Here is an 18,266-nt window from a genome sequence, read left to right as displayed (position 1 = left end):
CCCGATCCATCCTGGCGGGCGTGGCCGGGCACGACCGGGCCATCCGGAGCTCAAACCAGCAGCTTGAGCTAGCGCATCAACTCGGAGTGGTTCCCCCTTCTTGAACAGCCATCGCTGCCGGCTGCTCCTCTTGGCGGACACACGAGGAAAGCAGTGGCACAACCACGCTCGAGACTGCTTGGCGGGGCAAGCGCAACCAACCTGACATCCTGCGTGTCCTTCACAGCATGGTTCGACCACCCCGGCGTAACGCCTGTAACTACAGCCAGCCAGATCAGCCCGCTTGCCCCGGCCGTCGACTGACACCATTCGCTCTCTGCCTGGCACATCTATCTGAGCAGGACAGGCTTGATTACTTGGCTTCCCTCTCTTACGGCATGGACGTCGATTTTAGCGGTACTACATTCACCAGTGAGCTGCTGAGCCAGTTGCTGGATTCCGTGCGAGATCCCGGTACCGGAAGAGCTGGCTTCAATCTCGTCACATTCTCGGGGGCCAGTTTTATCGGTCCCGCTAATTTCAACTCCGTCGACTTCCTAAGAAACGCCACTTTCCTCAGAACTCACTTCCACGATGATGCGCGTTTCACGGGAGCGATGTTTCACGCAGGCGTCCTATTTGGAGACTCTGAGCTGGAAAAAGAGTGCCGATTCGAAGGGACAAATTTTCACGATGCCGCCATCTTTTCAAACACGTTATTCAAAGGAACCACCTCCTTTGCCGACTGCACTTTCACAAGACTTGCAGAGTTTCGATCAGGAAACTTCTCCACCGTTTCATTCATGCGAACAAAATTCCACGATCGGTGCATTTTCGTCGGGTCGACGTTCAACAGCAGGTCGCGATTCACGTCTGCCCAATTCTTTCGGAATGCAGATTTCACCTCCAGCACATTCAATTACAATGCACAGTTTCAATCGGCTCGATTTAACCTGGACGCCCTGTTCGCTGACTCATCGATCCACGCCGCTTCCTTCAATGAAGTCACTTTCGAACGCGAGGCAGATTTCCGTAATGTAGCCTTCGGTAGAGGTAGCTTCAATAAGGCCGCCTTCTCCGCCGATGCAAACTTCGATAAGGCAACTTTTGACGGGAAGTCTTACTTCACGGATGCAGTCTTTTCCAAGGCGGCCCTATTTCGGGAAACTCGCTTCAATCAAGATGCACACTTTGTCCGAACGACGTTCGAACGATCCAAGCGCATCGGGCCTATGATTTCCAGTGGAGACATCGTATTCAATGGAGCATCGTTCGAGAGTTCAATTATCATCGAAGCCTCCGCCGCGAATCTCACATTCAAGCAGGCAGAGTGGTCCTCCACAGGTGCATTGCGGGTTAGGCACGCGAAAGCAGACTTGAGCGGCGCCACTTTCGCTGCAGCCCTGATCGTCGCAACCACGTTGACACCTTTTCTAGGTGTAGATGGCAACACTCTGGATGACTCACACATCGGCGATTCCGCCCTAGCCAAGATCACTTCATTGCAGGGTGCAGACGTCTCAAAGCTTCTACTCGTAGACGTCGACCTTCGGGAATGCCGGTTCGCGGGAGCGATGCACTTGGATCAAATTCGCCTTGAAGGAGAATGTCAGTTTAGTAACTCTCCTCGCGGAATTCACTATTCTGGTTGGAGGATAACTCGATGGAGTCAGCGGCGAGTGCTGGCAGAAGAAGCTGAATGGCGAGCCAGTAGGCCATCACCTCGCGGTTGGAATGCGCCGTCTACGACAGCAAGCATCTCACCTGCGGCACTATCTGCTACTTACAGACATCTCAGGAAATCCTTTGAGGATTCGAAGAACGAGCCGGATGCAGCCGACTTCTACTACGGCGAAATGGAGATGCGCCGGAGTGACGAAAATCGGCCACGCTCAGAACGCTACCTACTCGCCCTCTACTGCCTCGTGTCCGGGTACGGTCTCCGTGCTGGCCGCGCACTGATTTGGCTGGGCGTATCAATCATTGCAACTCTGGCTTCCTTGGTCTTCTGGGGGCTGCCGTCCCAGGCACCGACGACCATTTCCAATGGTGTGATACGTGGTCACACCTTTCAGGAAGTAACAAGTACATCGAAGCCGATAAATCCGACTGGTCCGCTACAGGGCCGCGTAACTGCGCAGCGCTTCGAGAAGGGCTTCCGCGTAGTTGTCAACTCGGTCGTATTTAGGTCATCCGGCCAAGTTTTGACGACCTCTGGAACATATGTCGAGATGTCCTCCAGGATAGTTGAGCCAGTATTTCTAGGTTTGGCATTGCTGGCTATCCGAAGTCGTCTTAAGCGGTAGGTCGAGCAAGGTACCCGACCGTGTAGTCAGGTGCGCACGAGGACACCACCTGCAACCATTATGCTTCGAAGCCGGCGTCCCCCGTAGCGCAGGTAGGAAGCCACTGGTCGCACGGTTCGGCGGAATCTCACTGACGCGACAGAAGGCAGCGGTCCTTGTGGACCGTCAAGTGGCCAACCCCCGCTCCAGAAAAGAGCTGATTACCCGGCTCTTGAAGGGGAAGTGCGAGCTATGCGGGACGTCGGAAAACGTGCGAGTGCACCACATCCGAAAACTCGCAGATCTCGACCAGGGAAAGCTGCCTACTGATTGGCACAAGGTCATGATGAAGAAACGGCGCAAGACTCTGGTTGTCTGCACTGCCTGTCATGACATAATCCACTCAGGAAAGCCAACCAACAGCGTCACGAAATAGGTCACTGGAGAGCCCGTTACGGGGAAACTCGTACTCGGAGGGGGGCCGTGCGGAAAAGGGCCTGCGCTTAGCAGGCACCTCGTCGCGCGGCCTACCCAACCAATAAACTGAAGGCGTGGCGTGGCGGGGCATCGCGACGCGCTACGACATGACCCCGGAAAGCTACCTCGCCGGGCTTCACCTGCGTGCCTCGGTGATCTGGATCAAAGACCTCACCCGAACCAGAGCCGAGAGCCGCGCAGGTGATCGAGGGGCGTAGCTTGTCGGGATCGCAGGTGTGGACTCGCAGCGGCAGCTGCATGCCCGGACGTCGGGATTTCGGTGGCTGGCCCGCTGCCGCCCGGGGGAGTGGGGATTGTGCGCCACCGGCGCCGCGCCGGCCCGCGGGCTCAGGTGAGGGCGGCCGCCAGGCAGGCGAAGGCGGCGATGATGACGGCGACGCGGACGTAGTGCCAGCGGTCCCAGCGCTTCATCTGCTCCTTCCAGTCGGCCGGCCGACTGCCGGCGGTCCACGTCTTGACCCGGTTGTTGATCGGGACGAGCACCAGGATCGACATGAGCACGCTGGCGATCAGCAGTGCGGCGGCGGTCACGACGAGGCCGGTGCCGTCGTCGTCCCATCCGGCGACGGCCCAGGCCCCGACGAGGACGAGCGAGCCGATGTACCAGAACGGCATCACGGCGCCGCCCAGTCGGGCCCCGTGGACGCGGCCGCGCAGGCCGTTGTCGCCGGGGAGTGCGTTGAGGATCGGGTTGCTGAAGAAGGGGACGGAGAACTCCACCCCCACCATCACGCCGACGACCACGATGGTGACGACCTCGAGTGCATTGACCATGATGACCCTTCCAGATCTAGCGTTGCTAGCTGATGAGGCAACGCTAGTACTGCTGCCGCTCCGTTGTCTAGCGGTGCTAGGGTCGAGTCATGTCGGTACAGGAACGCAAGCAGCGCGAACGGGTCAGCCGCGAGCGCCTCATCGTGGCCACGGCCCGCGAACTCGCCGAGCAGCAGGGCTGGGACGCGGTCACCACCCGGCGGCTCGCCGAACGCATCGAATACAGCCAGCCCGTCCTCTACAGCCACTTCCGCGGCAAGCGCGAGATCATCGGCGCCGTCGCTCTGCAGGGCGCTTCCGAGATGGCCGTGGCGATGCGGGCCGCGACCGCCGCCGCCGATGGCCCCCGCGCCCGGGTCACCGCGCTGGCCCGTGCCTACCTCGCCTTCGCCGAACGCCATCCGGCGGTCTACGACGCCCTGTTCCAGCTCGACGGCGGCCTGGCGTACGCGCAGGAGGACACCCCCGAACCGTTGAAGGACGCCTTCGCCGCGCTGCTGGAGTGCCTCAGCGAGGTCGCCGGGGACGGCGTGCGCCCGGAGCTGTTCACCGAGACGTTCTGGGCGTCCCTGCACGGACTGGCCACCCTGACCCGAGCGGGACGGCTCCCGCCGGAGGACACCGAGCGCAGGACGGAGCTGCTGGTGGACCGGCTCGCCATGCTCTGACGCACCGTCCCGGATGGCACACGGCCGGGGTCCGCGGGCCCGCTGCCTGCCTGCGGCATCGCTTCCGGTCCCTCGTGCCCACACGGCGCAGCCGCAGATCGCCGGCCCCGTACCCCCGACGGGGCACCCGGCCCGGAAGCTGCGGTGCTCATTGATCACGCCTCGATACGCGCCCTAGCTAGCTGCGCTCCCCGCCGTCGGCTCTCGGCTGGAGGTGCCCCGTACGGAAAGAGAAGCGGGCGACGTAAGGAGCCCAGTGTTGATATTCGGACGCGGCGTCCGAAGCGCCGGTCTCCGCGACGACTCGCTCGGTGACCGATGCCAGGCGGCTCCAGTTGTACTGAGAGTGCTCGGACGACGGCGCCTGTCGCGCGGGCTGTTCGCGCGTGGGCACCCTCTGGAGCAGAGCCGTGAAGTCTCCCGGCATTGCCCTGGCCCCGGCATCGAGCAAGGTTTCCAGGACCACCGCGCCCTGAGCCGGATGGCCGATGAGGACCGCGAGCAGGAGGATCAGCGGTTTGTGGTCGCCCGCGCGGACGCGCTCGATGTCGGGTTCGTTGAGACAGGTGCGCAGGAGACGGTAGGTGTTCACCAGCTTTCTCGCCGTCCGCGGAGTGGCTATGAGCGGCCCGACGGACGTGATCATGTCGTGCTCGGCACGCGTCAGCCGAAGTGCTTCGAGCTTCAGCGCGGCCTCGGGGTCGGGATTCTCGATCGCCCAGACCTGCACGGTGCCGTCCTGCGCGCCCGTGGCGAGTCGACGGCCGCTGGGCGAGAAGGCCAGCGCCGTCACGGCCGAAGCCGCTTCCAGCTGTGCGCGGAGCGCTCCGGAGGTGACCTCCCACACTCGGACCCGGGTGTCCTCGGCGACGGCGATCAGACCGTCCGCACTCAGCGCGATCCGGGCGGTGGCCGGCACCGGTGGCAGTGCCTGTGAAGGCGTGATGGGCCCGGGCGTCCCCGCCGTGTCCCACAGTCCCAGGAGTGTCTCGGTACCGATGAGTGCCAGTCGGCGGCCCAACGGATCCATGACGGTTTGCTCGATCCGGTCGGGGGCGTGGGACACCTCGAAGGAGCCACCGGCGGTGCGGCTCAGCCGTACACCGTCGGCGTCCGCGAGCAGTCGCCATGAGCCGGTCCAGGCCAGCAACGCACCCGCCTGCGGGGCAGTGGTGTCCAGTTCGACGACCTCGCCCATGAGCCTGTCCTGAACATGGCCCGCGGGCGTTCCGCCAGCCTTGTGCCAGGTCAGCGCCACTTCGGAGCCGTCCTCGGAGAACAGCACGGAAGGGGTGGTGGGGAGGGGCGGATCCGGTGCGCTGACTCTGCTGAGGATGGTGCCGCGCTCGTCCGCCATCAGTGCCACGGCGTCTTCGAACTCGCCGGTGAGCAGCACATTCCCCTCAGGTGTGAACGTGGCGGTCATGAGTTCGCCGCCGGTGATCTTCTGTGTCAGGTGAGGAACGCCGTTCGCGCGAAGGTTCCGGTGGGTAAGGACGGCCGCGGAGTCGACGGACACGATCAGGGGACGGTCGTCGGTGAGGCCGAGGGCTGCGACGGGACCGGTGTCCTGGTACCGGTGCAGCTCGCGGGCGACGACTCGGGGCGTTCCGGGAGCGGCGACCGTCGCGGAGGGGCGTGCCGTCGGCGGCGGCTGTGAGGGTGGGGGAGCCTGGGGTGCCGTCTGCCGAGTGGTCACGGGCTGCTGCTCAGTGGCGATGGCGGCCGCCTCCTCAGGGGCGGAGGGCAGGGGCTCGTGCAGGTCGGCACCGACCAGACGCGTGTATCCCGCTGAGGACATGGGTGGCAGGCACAGCGGGATCTGGAAGATTTTTTCCAGGTAGTTCTGGGGCGTGGAGGCCCAGTGCTGGGTGTCCTCCACAGCTGTGGGCACGCTGTCGGAACCCAGAACGTCACGGTAGTGAGCGTGTACCGACCGCAGCAGCCATTGCGCGTCCACGCCGACCACCACGACGAATAGGGGGAAAGCGAGCAGCAGTTGGATCGCCTGCAGAACCTCGACCACGCGAGGGGGCGGGCATCTGTCGAGGTCGTCGATGTAGAGGACGATGCGTTCGAGGTCGGTGGTGGCGGAGAGGGGCGCGGTGTTCTGGGCGGTGAGCCGGCGACTGAGTTCTTGCAGGTCACGTCGGAGCAGGGCCATCAGGCCTTCGTGCCGCCGGTAGTCGTCATCGTCGAGGCGTTTGAGCGCGTAGGCGCGGATGCTGCTCTCCTGATCCAGGTCCCGGATACTGGCGTCGATCGCTGCGGTCTGCTCCTCGATCAGGGCGATACGGCGTTGCAGGGCCTCCTGGCGGGCTTGCATCGGTATGCGGCGCTGCCGGTCGACTTCGTTCACCGCGTCCTCGGCTACCTTGAGCGCCTGCTTCAGTCGGCGCAGATAGGGGGTGACGATCGCGGTCGCCAGGATGGCGGTGCCGAGCATGGACGAGATCGCGGCGATACTCGTGCCCAGGACGTTCCGCAACATGTAGATCAGCGCGGGCCCGAGCAGTACGAACACGGCAATGGCGGCCCCGAGTGCCAGGCGGACAGGCCAGTTGCCTCTGCTGAGTAGCAGCCACAGCCTCTGCAGGCTGTCGGCGGATTCCATCGCCTGAAGCTTCACCTTGCCGACCTGGGTAGCCGAGATTCCCGCATCGGTCAGTGCCTTGTCGGCCTGTTCGAGCACAGACGGCGCAACGGCGTCCTGCACCTGCTTGAGGCTGTCGACGGTGAGGAGGCTACGGAGGTCCACCGGTTCGTTCCGGGCCAGGTCCTCAGTCGTCTTGCCGAGCTGCGCCTCAAGACTCCTCTTCTTGTCCTTGAGTTCCTGGCCCAGCACCCGGGCGGAAGGCAGGTCCCGCAGGGTCGCGCGCGTATCGGTGCCGGTGAGGGCGAGCCGGTCGAAGATGGCGGAAGCCACGCTGGCCCACAGATTGGCGTCGAGATAGTGCCAGGCGTTGAACTCGACCTCGCACACTCCGCTGCACAAGCCCGAGCCGACCTGTTCCAGCTCGGCCTGCTTCGATCTGCGCGCCAACTCCTTGATGCGTTGCCGCATCTGGGCCATGAAAAACGATTTCCCGGTACCCCAGTCGCCGAAGAGCCCGATCGACATCGGCGGTCTCACTTCGCGGGCCATGATCAACTGGCAGAGCGTGTCCACCTCCCGGGATATGCCCAGGCGGTCCTCGCCTTCGGCGACATCGGCGGCGTATCCCGCGTGGAACGCGGCGGGTGCGTCCGTATGGGGAGCTGTCGGGGTCGGGGTCGGGGTCTGGGGCTGAGTCGCCGTCTGTGGAACGGAGTTGAAGTCCTCCAGAGGCCGGCGACGCACGCCCTGGGTGTCCCCGATGAGCAGAAGGTTCTGGCCGTTCATCACCGCGAAGGCCAGCGAGCAGACGTCCGGGCCGCTGCTGGTCACCTCCAGCAGCTTCGTGCCCGCCCCCACGTCCCAGATGTCCATGGTTCCCCCGGGACCACCGACTGCCACGAGCGGGCGTCCCGGCAGTACGGACAGGGCTCGGGTCGGCGTCGGCCGGGCCGAGAGGGTTCGGAGGAGAGTCCCGTCGGCCGTGTCCCAGACACGTAGGGTCCCGTCCTCGCCGGCGCTGACGACCACCTCGCGACTGCCGACAGCTGTCACGGCCAGCTTGTGGACAGGGCCGGTATGCATGGACTGACGCCACTTCTGCTCACCGGTGGCGTAGTCCCACGCCGCCACGTCTCCATCGGCACCCGCCGAGATGACCAGTGGACCGGCGACGACGACCGCATTGGCGAAACCCTGGTGTGCCATGGGGATGTCGATCTGGATGACGCCCTCGGTGTCCCCTCCCCGGATCGAGCCGTCATCGGAGGCGGAGCACACCACCCAGCGTCCCTCCACGGAGCCGACGGCCAGGTCGTTGACCTGCGCGGCATGTCTCCAGAGGACTCTCTCGACCGAGAGATCGACGCTTGACCGGACCTCTACGGCGTTGCTCTTTCCCGCACACGCCAGCGAGTCACCGCCCGGTACCGGCGCTACGGCGAAGACGCTGTCCGTGCGGACCGTGGCTCGCGGAAGCCCGGTTTGCAGGTCGAAGACGCGCAGTGAGTCGTCGCCGCCCAGGGCGACACTCGGTACTCCTTGCGTGTCGTAGACGGAGAGGCACCAGGCCCGGCCGGCATCCTCCATGGCCGGGATCGGTGAGGTCGTCGGCTGGTATCGAGGGTTGGGGAAGAAGGGGAATTCCGGCTGGTTCAGGGGGTTGATCAGGCTGGTGACCAGCGTTTGAGGCAGATCTTTCTGCAGGGTTCCGAGTTGGTGCTGGATCTCTCGGGCGACAAATGTCAGGGGTACGTATCTGACGCTCGGGTGCACATTATGGGCGTCTGTGAAAATGGATCTCAGGGTCCGTGCTGTCGCTTGTGTGAACAATCCGTCGAACGCCGTTTCGTCAGCATCGGACGCGCCTATGATCCAGACGTGCTCAATGTCCGCTTCGCCGGTTGCTCTCAGGAACTGCGTCGAGCGCCGCGTGACGCTTCCCGCGTGGCTGAGATCCAAGAGGAACAGGACCCGCGGGCCTGCGGCCCCGTTGGCCGCCTCCGCGATCCAGTCCTCGACTGCGGCCGCTTCTGCTTCGTCCCCCTCGGCACCTATGACAAGCAGGCGGCCTGTGCGATCCAAGGCGCTGTGGCTGATCACGTGCACGACTAGAACGTCTTCGGGCTCGGCATCACGAATCGCCTTCCGGACCGTTGTATCCATCTCGCGGGACGTTCTATCAGTCAATAGCGAACAGTCGAAATCGAATTCGCTGAGCCTGTCGGCGAGTTCCGCCGCACGCTTTGGAGCGAACGGCAACGGCGGATAACTGCCGGAGTTCTCTTCGCCCGAACCACCGAAATGTGAGCCGGCGATGAGAATGGCCCGCCGTGGCATCCGTTGCTCCATGGACATGCCCCCTGCCCTGCCGTCTACGCGGCGTCACAAACCTTCAGCGTCGCAGATCCGCTGTGCCTCCGCACCGGAGTCGGCAATGCTCGTCGTCAGCGCCGGGGCGACAGTCGCCGTCCGACAGCACGTCGGCAAGGTGCCGGGCCAGGGCTTGGCGTAGTCACGTGACGCCCGGTTCGTGGCGATCTGCCAGCTCAGCGGTGTTCTCGGATCGTGACAGGCACGGCTTCCAAGATCATGGAGTTCTCAACGCCCCATGATCCAAGTGGAAGACCGTGCCTGCCGACGCATCATCTCTGATCCCGCCTGCCCTTGACCAACTGCGCGAGAATCTGCAGGTCGGATCCGAGGAGGCCCCGGGCCTGCTGGAGCGGCTGGCCGAGGCACCGGACCCGCGTGACCCACGCGGAGTGCGCCACCGCCTGGTCGTCGTGCTCGCTCTCACCGCGTGCGCAGTGCTGGCCGGAGCGACCTTGCTGCTGGCGGTCGGCGAATGGATCGCCGATGCCCCGGGATATGTACTGGAAGCTTCACGTCCGTGATGCGGCCTTCATTGACTCCGGAGTTGTAGGTGGTGGCGATGCCCTGGGCGACCGCGCGCTGGTCTTCGCGTAGCGGTAGCGACGCTGGCGAGCGGAGCCAGTCCGCTGGTGCTGAGCTGGTCGAGCCAGTCCGGCAAGGGGGCGACAACGCGGGCGTCGAGCATCGTGGCGAACTGGCGAACCAGCCCGTGGGTTCGGCGGAGTTCGGGACAGTGGTCGAGCAGATGCCACAGGCGTTGTGCGGTCTGTGGGCCCGTGTCGGCCGGCAGCCATGGTGATCCAGCGTGCGGCTTCGCGCAGGGAGGGCGGCCGCTCGCGTGGCTCGTCCAGGGGCAGGCCACGCCGCAGGGGGCGACGGCCATCTTCACGCGCTGGTAGTGGCCCGCACCCGATGCAGTTCCTCCCACACCCCGGCCTCCTGCCACTCGGCCAGTCGACGCCAGCAGGTCGGACCGGACCCGAACCTGTGTTGTGTCGGCAGAGGCCGTGTCCCTCGCAGGTCGTGTCGCTTTACACCAGGTCTGGGCCTTCGACTCGTGTCGCGTTGCGGTGACCCATCGTGTCCCTTTTCCGTTGTGGGCTGCGTGACTGAGACGCCATCTACTCTCCGAACGTGATCGTTTAGTTCGGGTGGGTGGGAATGAACTCCCGCTCGTGACGGGAGAGATGGGTGTGGTTCTTCCGCTCACCTGGCTCGTGGAGGTCGCTGGTGGCGTCGGTGTTCGGCCTGCTGGAGGCCAGGGAGAGGGGGAGCCGGGAGGAGATCACGCGGTTGCGGGGGGAGGCCGAGCGTGTGCGGGCCACGCTGGGTGAGGCGGAACGCGAGCTTCAGCGGCTGGTGGATGGCCGGGTGGCAGTGACCGAGGTGCTGGCCGGGCCGTCTTTGGTGGTCATGGAGCCGACGGAAAGCGCGGTGGCGGACTCGACGGTGGCCCGGCGGGAGTAGGGCGTGGCGGCGAGAACCCTCGCGCCGGACTACCAGCGGATCTTGTCGGTGCTGGAGTCTGAAGCGGCCCGGGAGGGCATGCGCTGCCGGCAACTGGCTGTCGCGCTGGGACTGCTGGCCGTCCCGGCGAAGACTGGGCCGCCGCAGGTGGGCGATCGAACGCCCGGCCCTTCTGCCGTTTGCCGCACCGCTGTTGCCCGACCTCGGCGGCAGCTCACCGGTGGCGCGATGCAGTGCCTGCTCGGCTGGCTTCCCAAGGTACACCGGGCCCGCTGATGGCAGATCACAGACCGCCCGGGCCTCCCCTCGGCGGCCTGGGCTACGAGAAGAAGAGAAGCAAGGAAGTGTCACCTGCTGACCACCACCCGCCGGGCCCTTTGTCAGATCCCAGGAAACGATGGGAGACGTCACCGCTCGCAACTAGCCGCCGAAGCGCCGCGTGAACACCCGAACCGCGCTGGAAGGACGTGAAAATAAGTGTTTTTCAACCTTGCGCTGCAACCGGCGGTCTTCGGGGGAACGGTGCTCGTCGGTGGCGTTTGGCTCGTCAGGCGCGGTCGTGGAGAGTGATTTGGTAGCCGTCGGGGTCGGCGAAGGTGAATGTCCGGCCGAAGGGGCCGTCGATCGGTGTGGAGACGATGGTGTGACCGTCGGCGACGAGAGCATCGTGGATGGCCTGGACGTCGGTGGCGTGGAGCCAGATCGCGGCACCAATGCCGGGCTGGGCAACGGATGCGAGATCGGTGCCGGGGACGACGTCGCGGAGTGCGAACGCGATCGGCTTCGTCTCGAAGACGACGGCGTGCGGAGGCCCGGCCTGCGAGCGGACGAGGCCGAGGTACTGCTCGTAGAACGCCTGCGAAGCGTCGAGGTCGCGCGACTGGAGCGAGATGAAGTCGGGGCCGGTGGCGGGCATGATGATGCTCCTTCTCTTCGTGTCAGATTCCTGACACGGATCAAGGTATGTCAGAATCCTGACATGAGTCAAAACGGTGTCGGAGTCGACCTGGACAAATCACTGGGCTATCTGCTGAAAGAGGCCTCGAGCGCCCTGCGCGCAGCCATGGAGGAGGTGCTGCGGCCACTCGGGATGAGCGTGACGCACTACTCCTGCCTCGAACTGCTGGCTCAACGGCCGGGCTTGTCGAACTCCGAGCTCGCGCGTGGCGCGTTCGTGACACGGCAGACGATGAACGTGCTGCTTCAGACCCTGGAACGAGAGGGCTACGTGACCAGGCCCGCGGAGGCGCCCGTCGGGAAGGTTCTTCCTGCGCGGCTCACGCCGCGCGGCCGACGGAGCCTGGAGAAGGCGACCGTAGCGGTCCGGTCCGTCGAGGTCAGAATGCTGGCAGGCATGACCGAGACCGAGCAGTCAGCCGCGTTCCGGATCCTGCAGAACATGATTCATTCCCTGCGCGATGCCACCGGCGGTGCATAGTCCGTTCCTCGGCGCACGTCTCGCAGCGCCCGGACGGGAGTGCAGCCGAGCGTGGGAATCCGTGCAGGCGACTTCGAAAACCGACGGCCCCCGACTACACCCTCTTCTGCGATGAGCCCACATACCTCGTGTGACTCGCACGTCCGTAGCCGCCGCACCGGGTGCAAAGCTTGACAGCACTGGGCTAGCGAGGTGCCGCGAGTACGTCCCGGAGTACGTTCTCGAGCGTGACGCGGGCCAGCTCGTGTCTCAGGGTCTCCTCGATGCCCTCGTAGATGCTCCGCATTGCCGGCTGGATGCCGTGACCCACCACGCATCCCTGGTCCGGGGTGGTGCGGTGCATTGCGAACAGTGGGCCGGGTTCCACTGCCTCGTACACGTCGAGCAGGGTCATCGACTCCAGCTCGCGTGCCAGCGACCAGCCCGCGCCCACGCCCCGCCGGGACTCCACGAGCCCGGCCCTGCGCAGCTCGCCGAGCAGCCGTCTGATCACCACGGGGTTGGTGTTCGCGCTGGTCGCGATCTGTTCGGAGGTGGCGACCTCATGGCCCTGGCGCTGGTAGAGGCCGATCCAGGCCAGCGCGTGGGCGGCGATGGTCAGCCTGCTGTTGGCGCCCATGGACTCCTCCTCTCGGCCGCAACGCTTCATGTTACGACAGCTCAGTCGTAACAGCGAAGGTTGCAACAGCCTGTCGTAACAATTAACGTTGCGACTGCCGGGAAGGGTCAATCAACGAGGTGAGAAGAATGAGCAAGCCACTCACGGGCAAGGTCGCCCTGGTCACCGGGGGGTCGCGCGGACTGGGAGCCGCGACCGTACGGCTGCTGGCCGAACAGGGCGCCGACGTCGCTTTCACCTACGTCAGCTCCGAGAAGCAGGCGCAGGCCGTCGTCGACGAGGTGCACGGCAAGGGAGCCAAGGCCGTCGCCTTCCAGTCCGACCAGGCGGACACATGCCGGGCGCCGGCGCTGATCGACGACGTGGTCGCGCACTTCGGCGGCCTGGACGTCCTCGTCAACAACGCGGCGATCTCCGTGGCTGGCACGGTGGACGACCCGGACGCCGACACCGCCGCACTGGACCGGATGCACGCCACCAACTACCTCGGCGTGATCGCCGTCATCCGGGCCGCCTCCCGAGTGCTGCGCACGGGCGGCCGCATCATCACGGTGAGTTCCGGACTGGGCTCCCGGGTCGGCGCCCCCGGCCTTGCCGACTACTCGGCGACCAAGTCCGGGATCGAGAGGTACACCATGGGCGTCGCACGCGACCTCGGGCCCCGGAACATCACGGCCAACGTCGTGGAGGCCGGACTGATGGAGGGCGGCATGCAACCGCCGGACCCCGAGACCCTCAAGGCCCTGGTCAGCTCGCTGTCCCTGCAACGCACGGGGCACCCCGACGAAATCGCCGCGGCGATCGCCTTCCTGGCGAGCCCCGCCGCGTCGTACGTCACGGGCGCGGTGCTGGACGCCCACGGCGGCTACAACGCCTGAACCGGACCGCACCGGCACCACCAGCACGAGCCAGGTGCAGGTGTCCGTGTTCAACGCACAGGCACGGTACGTGCGGGTGACGGTGACCGGACTGCCCTCCGGTGCATGCCTCCATCCGCAGCCTCGAGGTCTACGATCGGCCCTTCGCCGCGGACCTGGGGAGCTACCGGCTGGTGAACCGCAAGAGCGGCAAGGTGCTGGAGGTCAGCGGCGCCTCCGGCGCCGACGGCGCGGCCGTCGTCCAGTGGCCGTGGTCCGGTGGTACCAACCAGCAGTGGAAGCTGGTGCCGAACACCGACGGCTCCTACCGGCTGTCCAACGTCCGCAGCGGCAAGGTCCTGGACAGCCCCAACGGATCCGCCCAGGGTGTGGGCCTCGACCAGTGGACCGACACCGACAGCAGCAACCAGTGGTGGAAACTGGTCCCCGCGACCAGCGGCTACTACCGGCTCGTCAGCGTCGGCAACGGATGGTGCGCCGACGTCAAGGACGCCTCCACCGCGGACGGAGCGAGGGTCATCCAGTGGCCCAGCACCGGCGGGACCAACCAGGAGTGGCAGGTGACCGCCCTGTAGTGGGCGACATGTGAAAGGGCCGGTGCCGTGGGCGGTTTTAGGGATCGTCGCACCACCTGGTCGGTTTGATCAGGCCGCGAGCAGTTTGTGCAGGCGCTCGGCTGGGGTGTCCCAGCCGAGCGTTCTGCGTGGGCGGCCGTTGAGAGGTCGTTTTCTCCTAATGTTTTATCCCGAATCTGCTGTTTGGCCTGCGGTGTCGGTTCGCGCCAGGAGATGGTGTTCTCGCCGGTGAGGCGGCGGGCCATGAGGCCGGTCATTGCGAGGTGGATCATGGCCTCGGAACGGGCGGGCAGGGTTGCGTAGTCGCGGGTCAGGCGGCGGTGGAACATGAGCCAGCCGTAAGTCCGCTCGACCGCCCACCGCTTCGGGATTGGGGTGAAGCCTCTGGTCCCGGCGGTGAGAGCGGCCGAGCGCGGCGCACTCGCAGAGCCTGCGGAGGAGGTGCTGGCCCGGGTGACGACGGTTCCGTCCGTCGACGCCCTGCCCTCGCACGCCGACCTGGTCGTCGAGGCCGTCCCCGAGGACGCCGCGCTCAAGGCCCGGCTCCTCGCCGCCGCTGAGCAGACGGTGAGCCCCGGAACGGTACTGGCCAGCAACACCAGTTCCCTGTCGGTCAGCGATCTCGCCGCCGCCCTCACCCGGCCCGATTTTGGACACCCCACGCCTGTATCGCGCTTCCGCGCGCGGGTTGCGGAACACCCTGCGCTCCGCGTGGCATATCGGCCAAGCGGAAACAGGGACGAGACACGAGCAATGTGGTGGGTTGGGGAAGCGCAGCGCGTGCGCAGGTTGTGGTGGGCAGCCGCATTGGCGGTAACCGGCCTGATCCAAGTGGCCGTGGTCGTCTTCGTCGACGGCAAGGCCGTGGCTGAGCGGTGGACGCCTGCTCTCGGAATCGTGGTTTCGGTGCTGGGACTGTTGTCCACCTTGGTACAGAGCCAGTCCGGCACCGGGGAGGGCTCCGGATCGGAGTGGCTGAAGGGCCGCGCGGACGCCCTGGCCGGAGCGGTGGAGGAGATGTGGGCGGCCGAGGCGCGGCTACGCCGACTGCAAGATCCCGAACCTCTGTCTGTCCGATGGCGGGCGGTTGAGGCCCCGCTCGCCGATCACGACGAAAACGTGCGGCAGGGCGCAGATCTCAACCCTGATTTGCGAGCGGGACAGTTGAGTGACATCCGCGCAGCCTTCCTTGCCGCGCCGTCCCGCCGCGTGGTGGTTCTTGGCCCGCCCGGGTCCGGGAAGACAGTCCTGGCGTTGAAGCTCGTCCTGGATTTGCTGGCGACCCGGGAACCGGGGCATGCCGTGCCAGTCATGCTGCCCGCCGGCACGTGGGACGCCGCTCGGGAACCCTTGCGTGCCTGGATGGCTGCCCGGCTCGCAGCCGACTTCCCCGCCCTGGCCGCCGGGCTGCCGGGTGGTGGCACCTTGGCCGACGCCTTGGTTGCCGCGCGTCTGGTGCTGCCGGTCCTCGATGGTTTCGACGAACTGCCTGCGGCACAGCGGGTACCGGCGATGCGTCGTCTCAACGCCGAGCTGGATGCAAATTCGGCGCTGTTGCTTACGAGCAGGACCGATGCCTACGCCGCCACTGTGGAAGCCTGCGACGTCCTCACCGCTGCTGTAGTCGTTGAACTCTCCCCGTTGTTCATGACGGATGCCGCCGAGTATCTGACCCGAACGTCGCGCCCCGTGCGTAGGGCGGACGGGGGGATCGGCACGGCCTGGAGCCCGACGCTCGAGCGCCTGGCCGCATCTGGCGGGCTGCCAGAACAGGCCCTGCGGATAGTGCTGAGCAGACCTCTCATGGTTGCTATGGCGCGTGCCGTGTACAACGACGGCCATCGCGACCCTGGAGAACTGCTGGGCGGCCGGTTCACTACGGCAGTTCAGATCGAGGAGCATCTGCTGAAGGCGTTCGTGCCAGCGGTGTTCGACGACATGAACGACCCGCGTCACACGTCCTCGGAGCCTCAAGGGTGGCTCGGATTCCTGGCCCGTCACCTGCGCCGACGGGGCACCGGGCAACTCGCCTGGTGGGAGTTGCAGAGTGCGATCCCCCGGGTGGTGCAGTTGTTGGCGCCGGGCGCTCTGGCGGCATGTCTGTCCACTGTCGTGACGGGCGCGGTCATGATGCTCGTGGCGCCTGAGAAGCTGCGCGACCTGTGGGCCAGCGGCGAGCTGATCGCATTGGCCAGCAACGGCGGAGGGGTCGTCACCGGATGCACGGTGGGGCTCGCTGTGTTCTCCAACCGCGCCGGCGCGACCCCGCTGCGCGGTTTGGTCACGAGGGCTGCACTGGCGGCCGCAGTTTTCGGCATCCTCATCGGTGTCACGGCCCAGCCGCTTTACGGAGCGTCCATCGCCAACCTGGGGGACGCATGGCTCTTCCGCTTCCTGTCAGGCGTCCTCTTCGGCACGGCGGTGTCGGCCGTGTTCGCGGTGGCGGGGGTCACGACGAATCCCGCCCCGCTGGGTCTACCCTGGGCCGGTCCCAGGGTCGCCCGCCAGATCGGTGCGGCCGCCGTCATCGTTCTGTTCGGCGCGGCGATTCTGGTCATGGCCCCGTCATCCCTGGCCGGCACGGTATGGCGGGCGAGCGCGCTGGCCGTTGTCATGGGCGCGGCAGGGCTGGCAGCCTTCCGCGCCCAGCGAGGCGGACCACGCAGGGCTCCATACCGCGGTCCGGGCCGACGGCAGATCCGGCATTTCTGTCAGGGCCTCATTCGTGGGACGGCCACGTGCCTGCTGATCGGCTTGGCACTCGGACCCGCCATCGGCGCCGTCATGGGCGCCATCATCGAATGGCGAGTCACTCGCTCAGGGACCGTACCCGCTGATGCCGACGATGTATGGAACACACCCGCCGGCATCCGGCGCGCGATCACCCCCGCATGGACCTTTGCCGTCTACCCCGACGGTACCAAGACAGCCGAACCCGCCAGGCCGGTCAGGCTGATCCTGATGGAGAACACCAGCAACCAGGCGGAGGCATGGGTCTACGCGCCACCCGGCCCCGGCGCGTCGGCCTGCCACGAACGCCATCGGCGGTGCACCACACACGTCGACCCGGTGCGGTTCACAACCCAGGACGGGATTTGGCACGTCCGGGTCGCTGGCCACAAAGCGCGGGACCTCACCCTGCTGTCCTCGCTGCGCCCACCGGCTGCCTGGTGGTTCTGGCAGATCGGCCACTGGGGCTTGGTGAAGAACTGCATCAAGGGCGGTATTGCCTCCGGCCTCGTACTGGGCCTCATCGGGGGTTGCGTCTGCGGCGTCTACCGCTGGCTCGACACACCTGCAGACCCGACCCGTGCTGCAAGCCCGTCCGCGAGCTTGCGGGGGGACCGGCTCGCCGTGGCGACCCGGGGCGCCGCTGCCACCATCGCAGGGTCCGCTGCCAGCGCGGTTCTGCTTCTGACCACGCAGGACCGGTACGGGATGCACGGCATGGCACTTCAAATGGCCCTTGTCATGGGTCCGTTGGCGCTGATCCTGAGCGCATACGGGCGACTGATCGTCGCGCGGCTCTGGCTCGGCGCCACGGGCCGACTGCCCTGGCGGCTCATGACCTTCTTGGAAGAGGCGCACACACGAGGTGCGCTTCGGCAGACTGGTGCAGGCTACGAGTTCCGGCACCTCCGGCTCCAGGAATGCCTTGAGGCGAGCAGCCCATCCAGTGAGCCGGAGACCACGGACACTTCCGCTGTACGCTGATGGAGGAGCATGTACGGCTGTCCCCACTCCCAGTACGACAGTCTCGCCGCCGAAGTTGGCCACGAGTACGAGACACGGCAGTTGTGCGTAAACAACCCCCGCCTTCGAGGATCTGGCTCCAGAACTCGTAATCCATCAGATGGGTCAGCGGCCAGCGCTCATTACGTCGACCCACGTCAAGGGCTCTTCGCGCGCCGGCCATTCTCCGGGCGGCACGGGAGCCAGCCCTGCCGCGCCCCGCACAGCCTCATCGATCCCACAGCGTCGGCAGATCCGCACGTCGCGGGTGAGGACGACCCGGGAGCCGGCGCCAAGGTCGCCGTCGAGCTCACTGAGCGGACCCCAACACTGCGGCCACGGGGGCGCGGTGGGGCTCTCATCCATGGGTGCGGGCCTCGCGGG

At 65.9% G+C, this 18,266-nt stretch carries 13 protein-coding genes and 3 pseudogenes; 10 read left to right on the top strand and 6 right to left on the bottom strand.

What is annotated here, in order from left to right; all coding sequences use genetic code 11:
• Window positions 1-356 precede the first annotated feature (356 nt).
• Window positions 357-2,285, top strand: coding sequence for a pentapeptide repeat-containing protein (locus tag ACTWQR_RS46830; RefSeq protein ID WP_443233427.1), 1,929 nt, complete (start codon window positions 357-359; stop codon window positions 2,283-2,285).
• Window positions 2,286-2,442: 157 nt separating this feature from the next.
• Window positions 2,443-2,700 carry an HNH endonuclease gene (locus ACTWQR_RS46825; RefSeq protein ID WP_443233426.1) on the top strand — a complete coding sequence of 86 codons (258 nt, stop codon included), beginning with the start codon at window positions 2,443-2,445 and terminating at the stop codon, window positions 2,698-2,700.
• A gap of 389 nt (window positions 2,701-3,089) precedes the next feature.
• On the opposite strand, the gene ACTWQR_RS46820 is transcribed toward ACTWQR_RS46825, so the two are convergent.
• Complete coding sequence (locus ACTWQR_RS46820) at window positions 3,090-3,536, bottom strand: anthrone oxygenase family protein (protein ID WP_443233425.1); 447 nt, start codon at window positions 3,534-3,536, stop codon at window positions 3,090-3,092.
• An 89-nt stretch (window positions 3,537-3,625) separates the two neighbouring features.
• Between ACTWQR_RS46820 and ACTWQR_RS46815 the strand changes: the two genes are divergently transcribed.
• Window positions 3,626-4,204: a TetR/AcrR family transcriptional regulator gene (locus ACTWQR_RS46815; protein ID WP_095749631.1), complete on the top strand. Its 579-nt coding sequence runs from the start codon at window positions 3,626-3,628 to the stop codon at window positions 4,202-4,204.
• A gap of 178 nt (window positions 4,205-4,382) precedes the next feature.
• On the opposite strand, the gene ACTWQR_RS46810 is transcribed toward ACTWQR_RS46815, so the two are convergent.
• On the bottom strand, window positions 4,383-8,387 hold the full coding sequence (locus ACTWQR_RS46810; protein WP_443233424.1) for a P-loop NTPase fold protein: 4,005 nt from the start codon (window positions 8,385-8,387) through the stop codon (window positions 4,383-4,385).
• Between the two features lie 357 nt (window positions 8,388-8,744).
• Between ACTWQR_RS46810 and ACTWQR_RS46805 the strand changes: the two genes are divergently transcribed.
• Window positions 8,745-8,912, top strand: a complete 168-nt coding sequence (locus tag ACTWQR_RS46805) for a hypothetical protein (protein ID WP_443233423.1) — start codon at window positions 8,745-8,747, stop codon at window positions 8,910-8,912.
• Window positions 8,913-9,427: 515 nt separating this feature from the next.
• Entirely contained in the window at window positions 9,428-9,694 is a 267-nt protein-coding gene (locus ACTWQR_RS46800; RefSeq protein WP_443233422.1) for a transposase family protein, read from the top strand.
• Window positions 9,695-10,079: 385 nt separating this feature from the next.
• On the opposite strand, the pseudogene ACTWQR_RS46795 reads toward ACTWQR_RS46800, so the two are convergent.
• A pseudogene (locus tag ACTWQR_RS46795) lies at window positions 10,080-10,175 on the bottom strand (IS5/IS1182 family transposase); the annotation flags it as partial.
• Window positions 10,176-10,403: 228 nt separating this feature from the next.
• On the opposite strand from ACTWQR_RS46795, the gene ACTWQR_RS46790 reads away from it, so the two are divergent.
• Entirely contained in the window at window positions 10,404-10,640 is a 237-nt protein-coding gene (locus tag ACTWQR_RS46790; RefSeq protein WP_443233421.1) for a hypothetical protein, read from the top strand.
• Window positions 10,641-11,187: 547 nt separating this feature from the next.
• Here the strand turns inward: ACTWQR_RS46790 and ACTWQR_RS46785 are convergent.
• The gene (locus tag ACTWQR_RS46785) at window positions 11,188-11,556 is read right to left on the bottom strand and encodes a VOC family protein (protein ID WP_443233420.1); all 369 of its coding nucleotides are present in this window, start codon (window positions 11,554-11,556) and stop codon (window positions 11,188-11,190) included.
• 63 nt (window positions 11,557-11,619) lie between these two features.
• Between ACTWQR_RS46785 and ACTWQR_RS46780 the strand changes: the two genes are divergently transcribed.
• The gene (locus tag ACTWQR_RS46780; protein ID WP_443233419.1) at window positions 11,620-12,078 is read left to right on the top strand and encodes a MarR family winged helix-turn-helix transcriptional regulator; all 459 of its coding nucleotides are present in this window, start codon (window positions 11,620-11,622) and stop codon (window positions 12,076-12,078) included.
• Between the two features lie 184 nt (window positions 12,079-12,262).
• On the opposite strand, the gene ACTWQR_RS46775 is transcribed toward ACTWQR_RS46780, so the two are convergent.
• Window positions 12,263-12,697, bottom strand: a complete 435-nt coding sequence (locus tag ACTWQR_RS46775) for an Rrf2 family transcriptional regulator (RefSeq protein ID WP_443233418.1) — start codon at window positions 12,695-12,697, stop codon at window positions 12,263-12,265.
• Between the two features lie 128 nt (window positions 12,698-12,825).
• Between ACTWQR_RS46775 and ACTWQR_RS46770 the strand changes: the two genes are divergently transcribed.
• Entirely contained in the window at window positions 12,826-13,575 is a 750-nt protein-coding gene (locus ACTWQR_RS46770) for an SDR family NAD(P)-dependent oxidoreductase (protein WP_443233417.1), read from the top strand.
• A 4-nt stretch (window positions 13,576-13,579) separates the two neighbouring features.
• Window positions 13,580-14,150: pseudogene (locus ACTWQR_RS46765) on the top strand (RICIN domain-containing protein); the annotation flags it as partial.
• A 200-nt stretch (window positions 14,151-14,350) separates the two neighbouring features.
• Here ACTWQR_RS46765 and ACTWQR_RS46760 read toward each other — a convergent pair.
• Window positions 14,351-14,539, bottom strand: a pseudogene (locus ACTWQR_RS46760) (transposase); the annotation flags it as partial.
• Window positions 14,540-14,546: 7 nt separating this feature from the next.
• On the opposite strand from ACTWQR_RS46760, the gene ACTWQR_RS46755 reads away from it, so the two are divergent.
• Window positions 14,547-17,864 (top strand): 3-hydroxyacyl-CoA dehydrogenase NAD-binding domain-containing protein, encoded by a 3,318-nt coding sequence (locus ACTWQR_RS46755; RefSeq protein WP_443233416.1) that lies wholly within the window; start codon window positions 14,547-14,549, stop codon window positions 17,862-17,864.
• Window positions 17,865-18,266 lie beyond the last annotated feature (402 nt).

Source organism: Streptomyces sp. 2A115 (assembly GCF_052245575.1).
In the GTDB taxonomy this organism is placed as follows: Bacteria; Actinomycetota; Actinomycetes; order Streptomycetales; family Streptomycetaceae; genus Streptomyces.
This window is presented reverse-complemented; position numbering and strand designations above follow the sequence as displayed.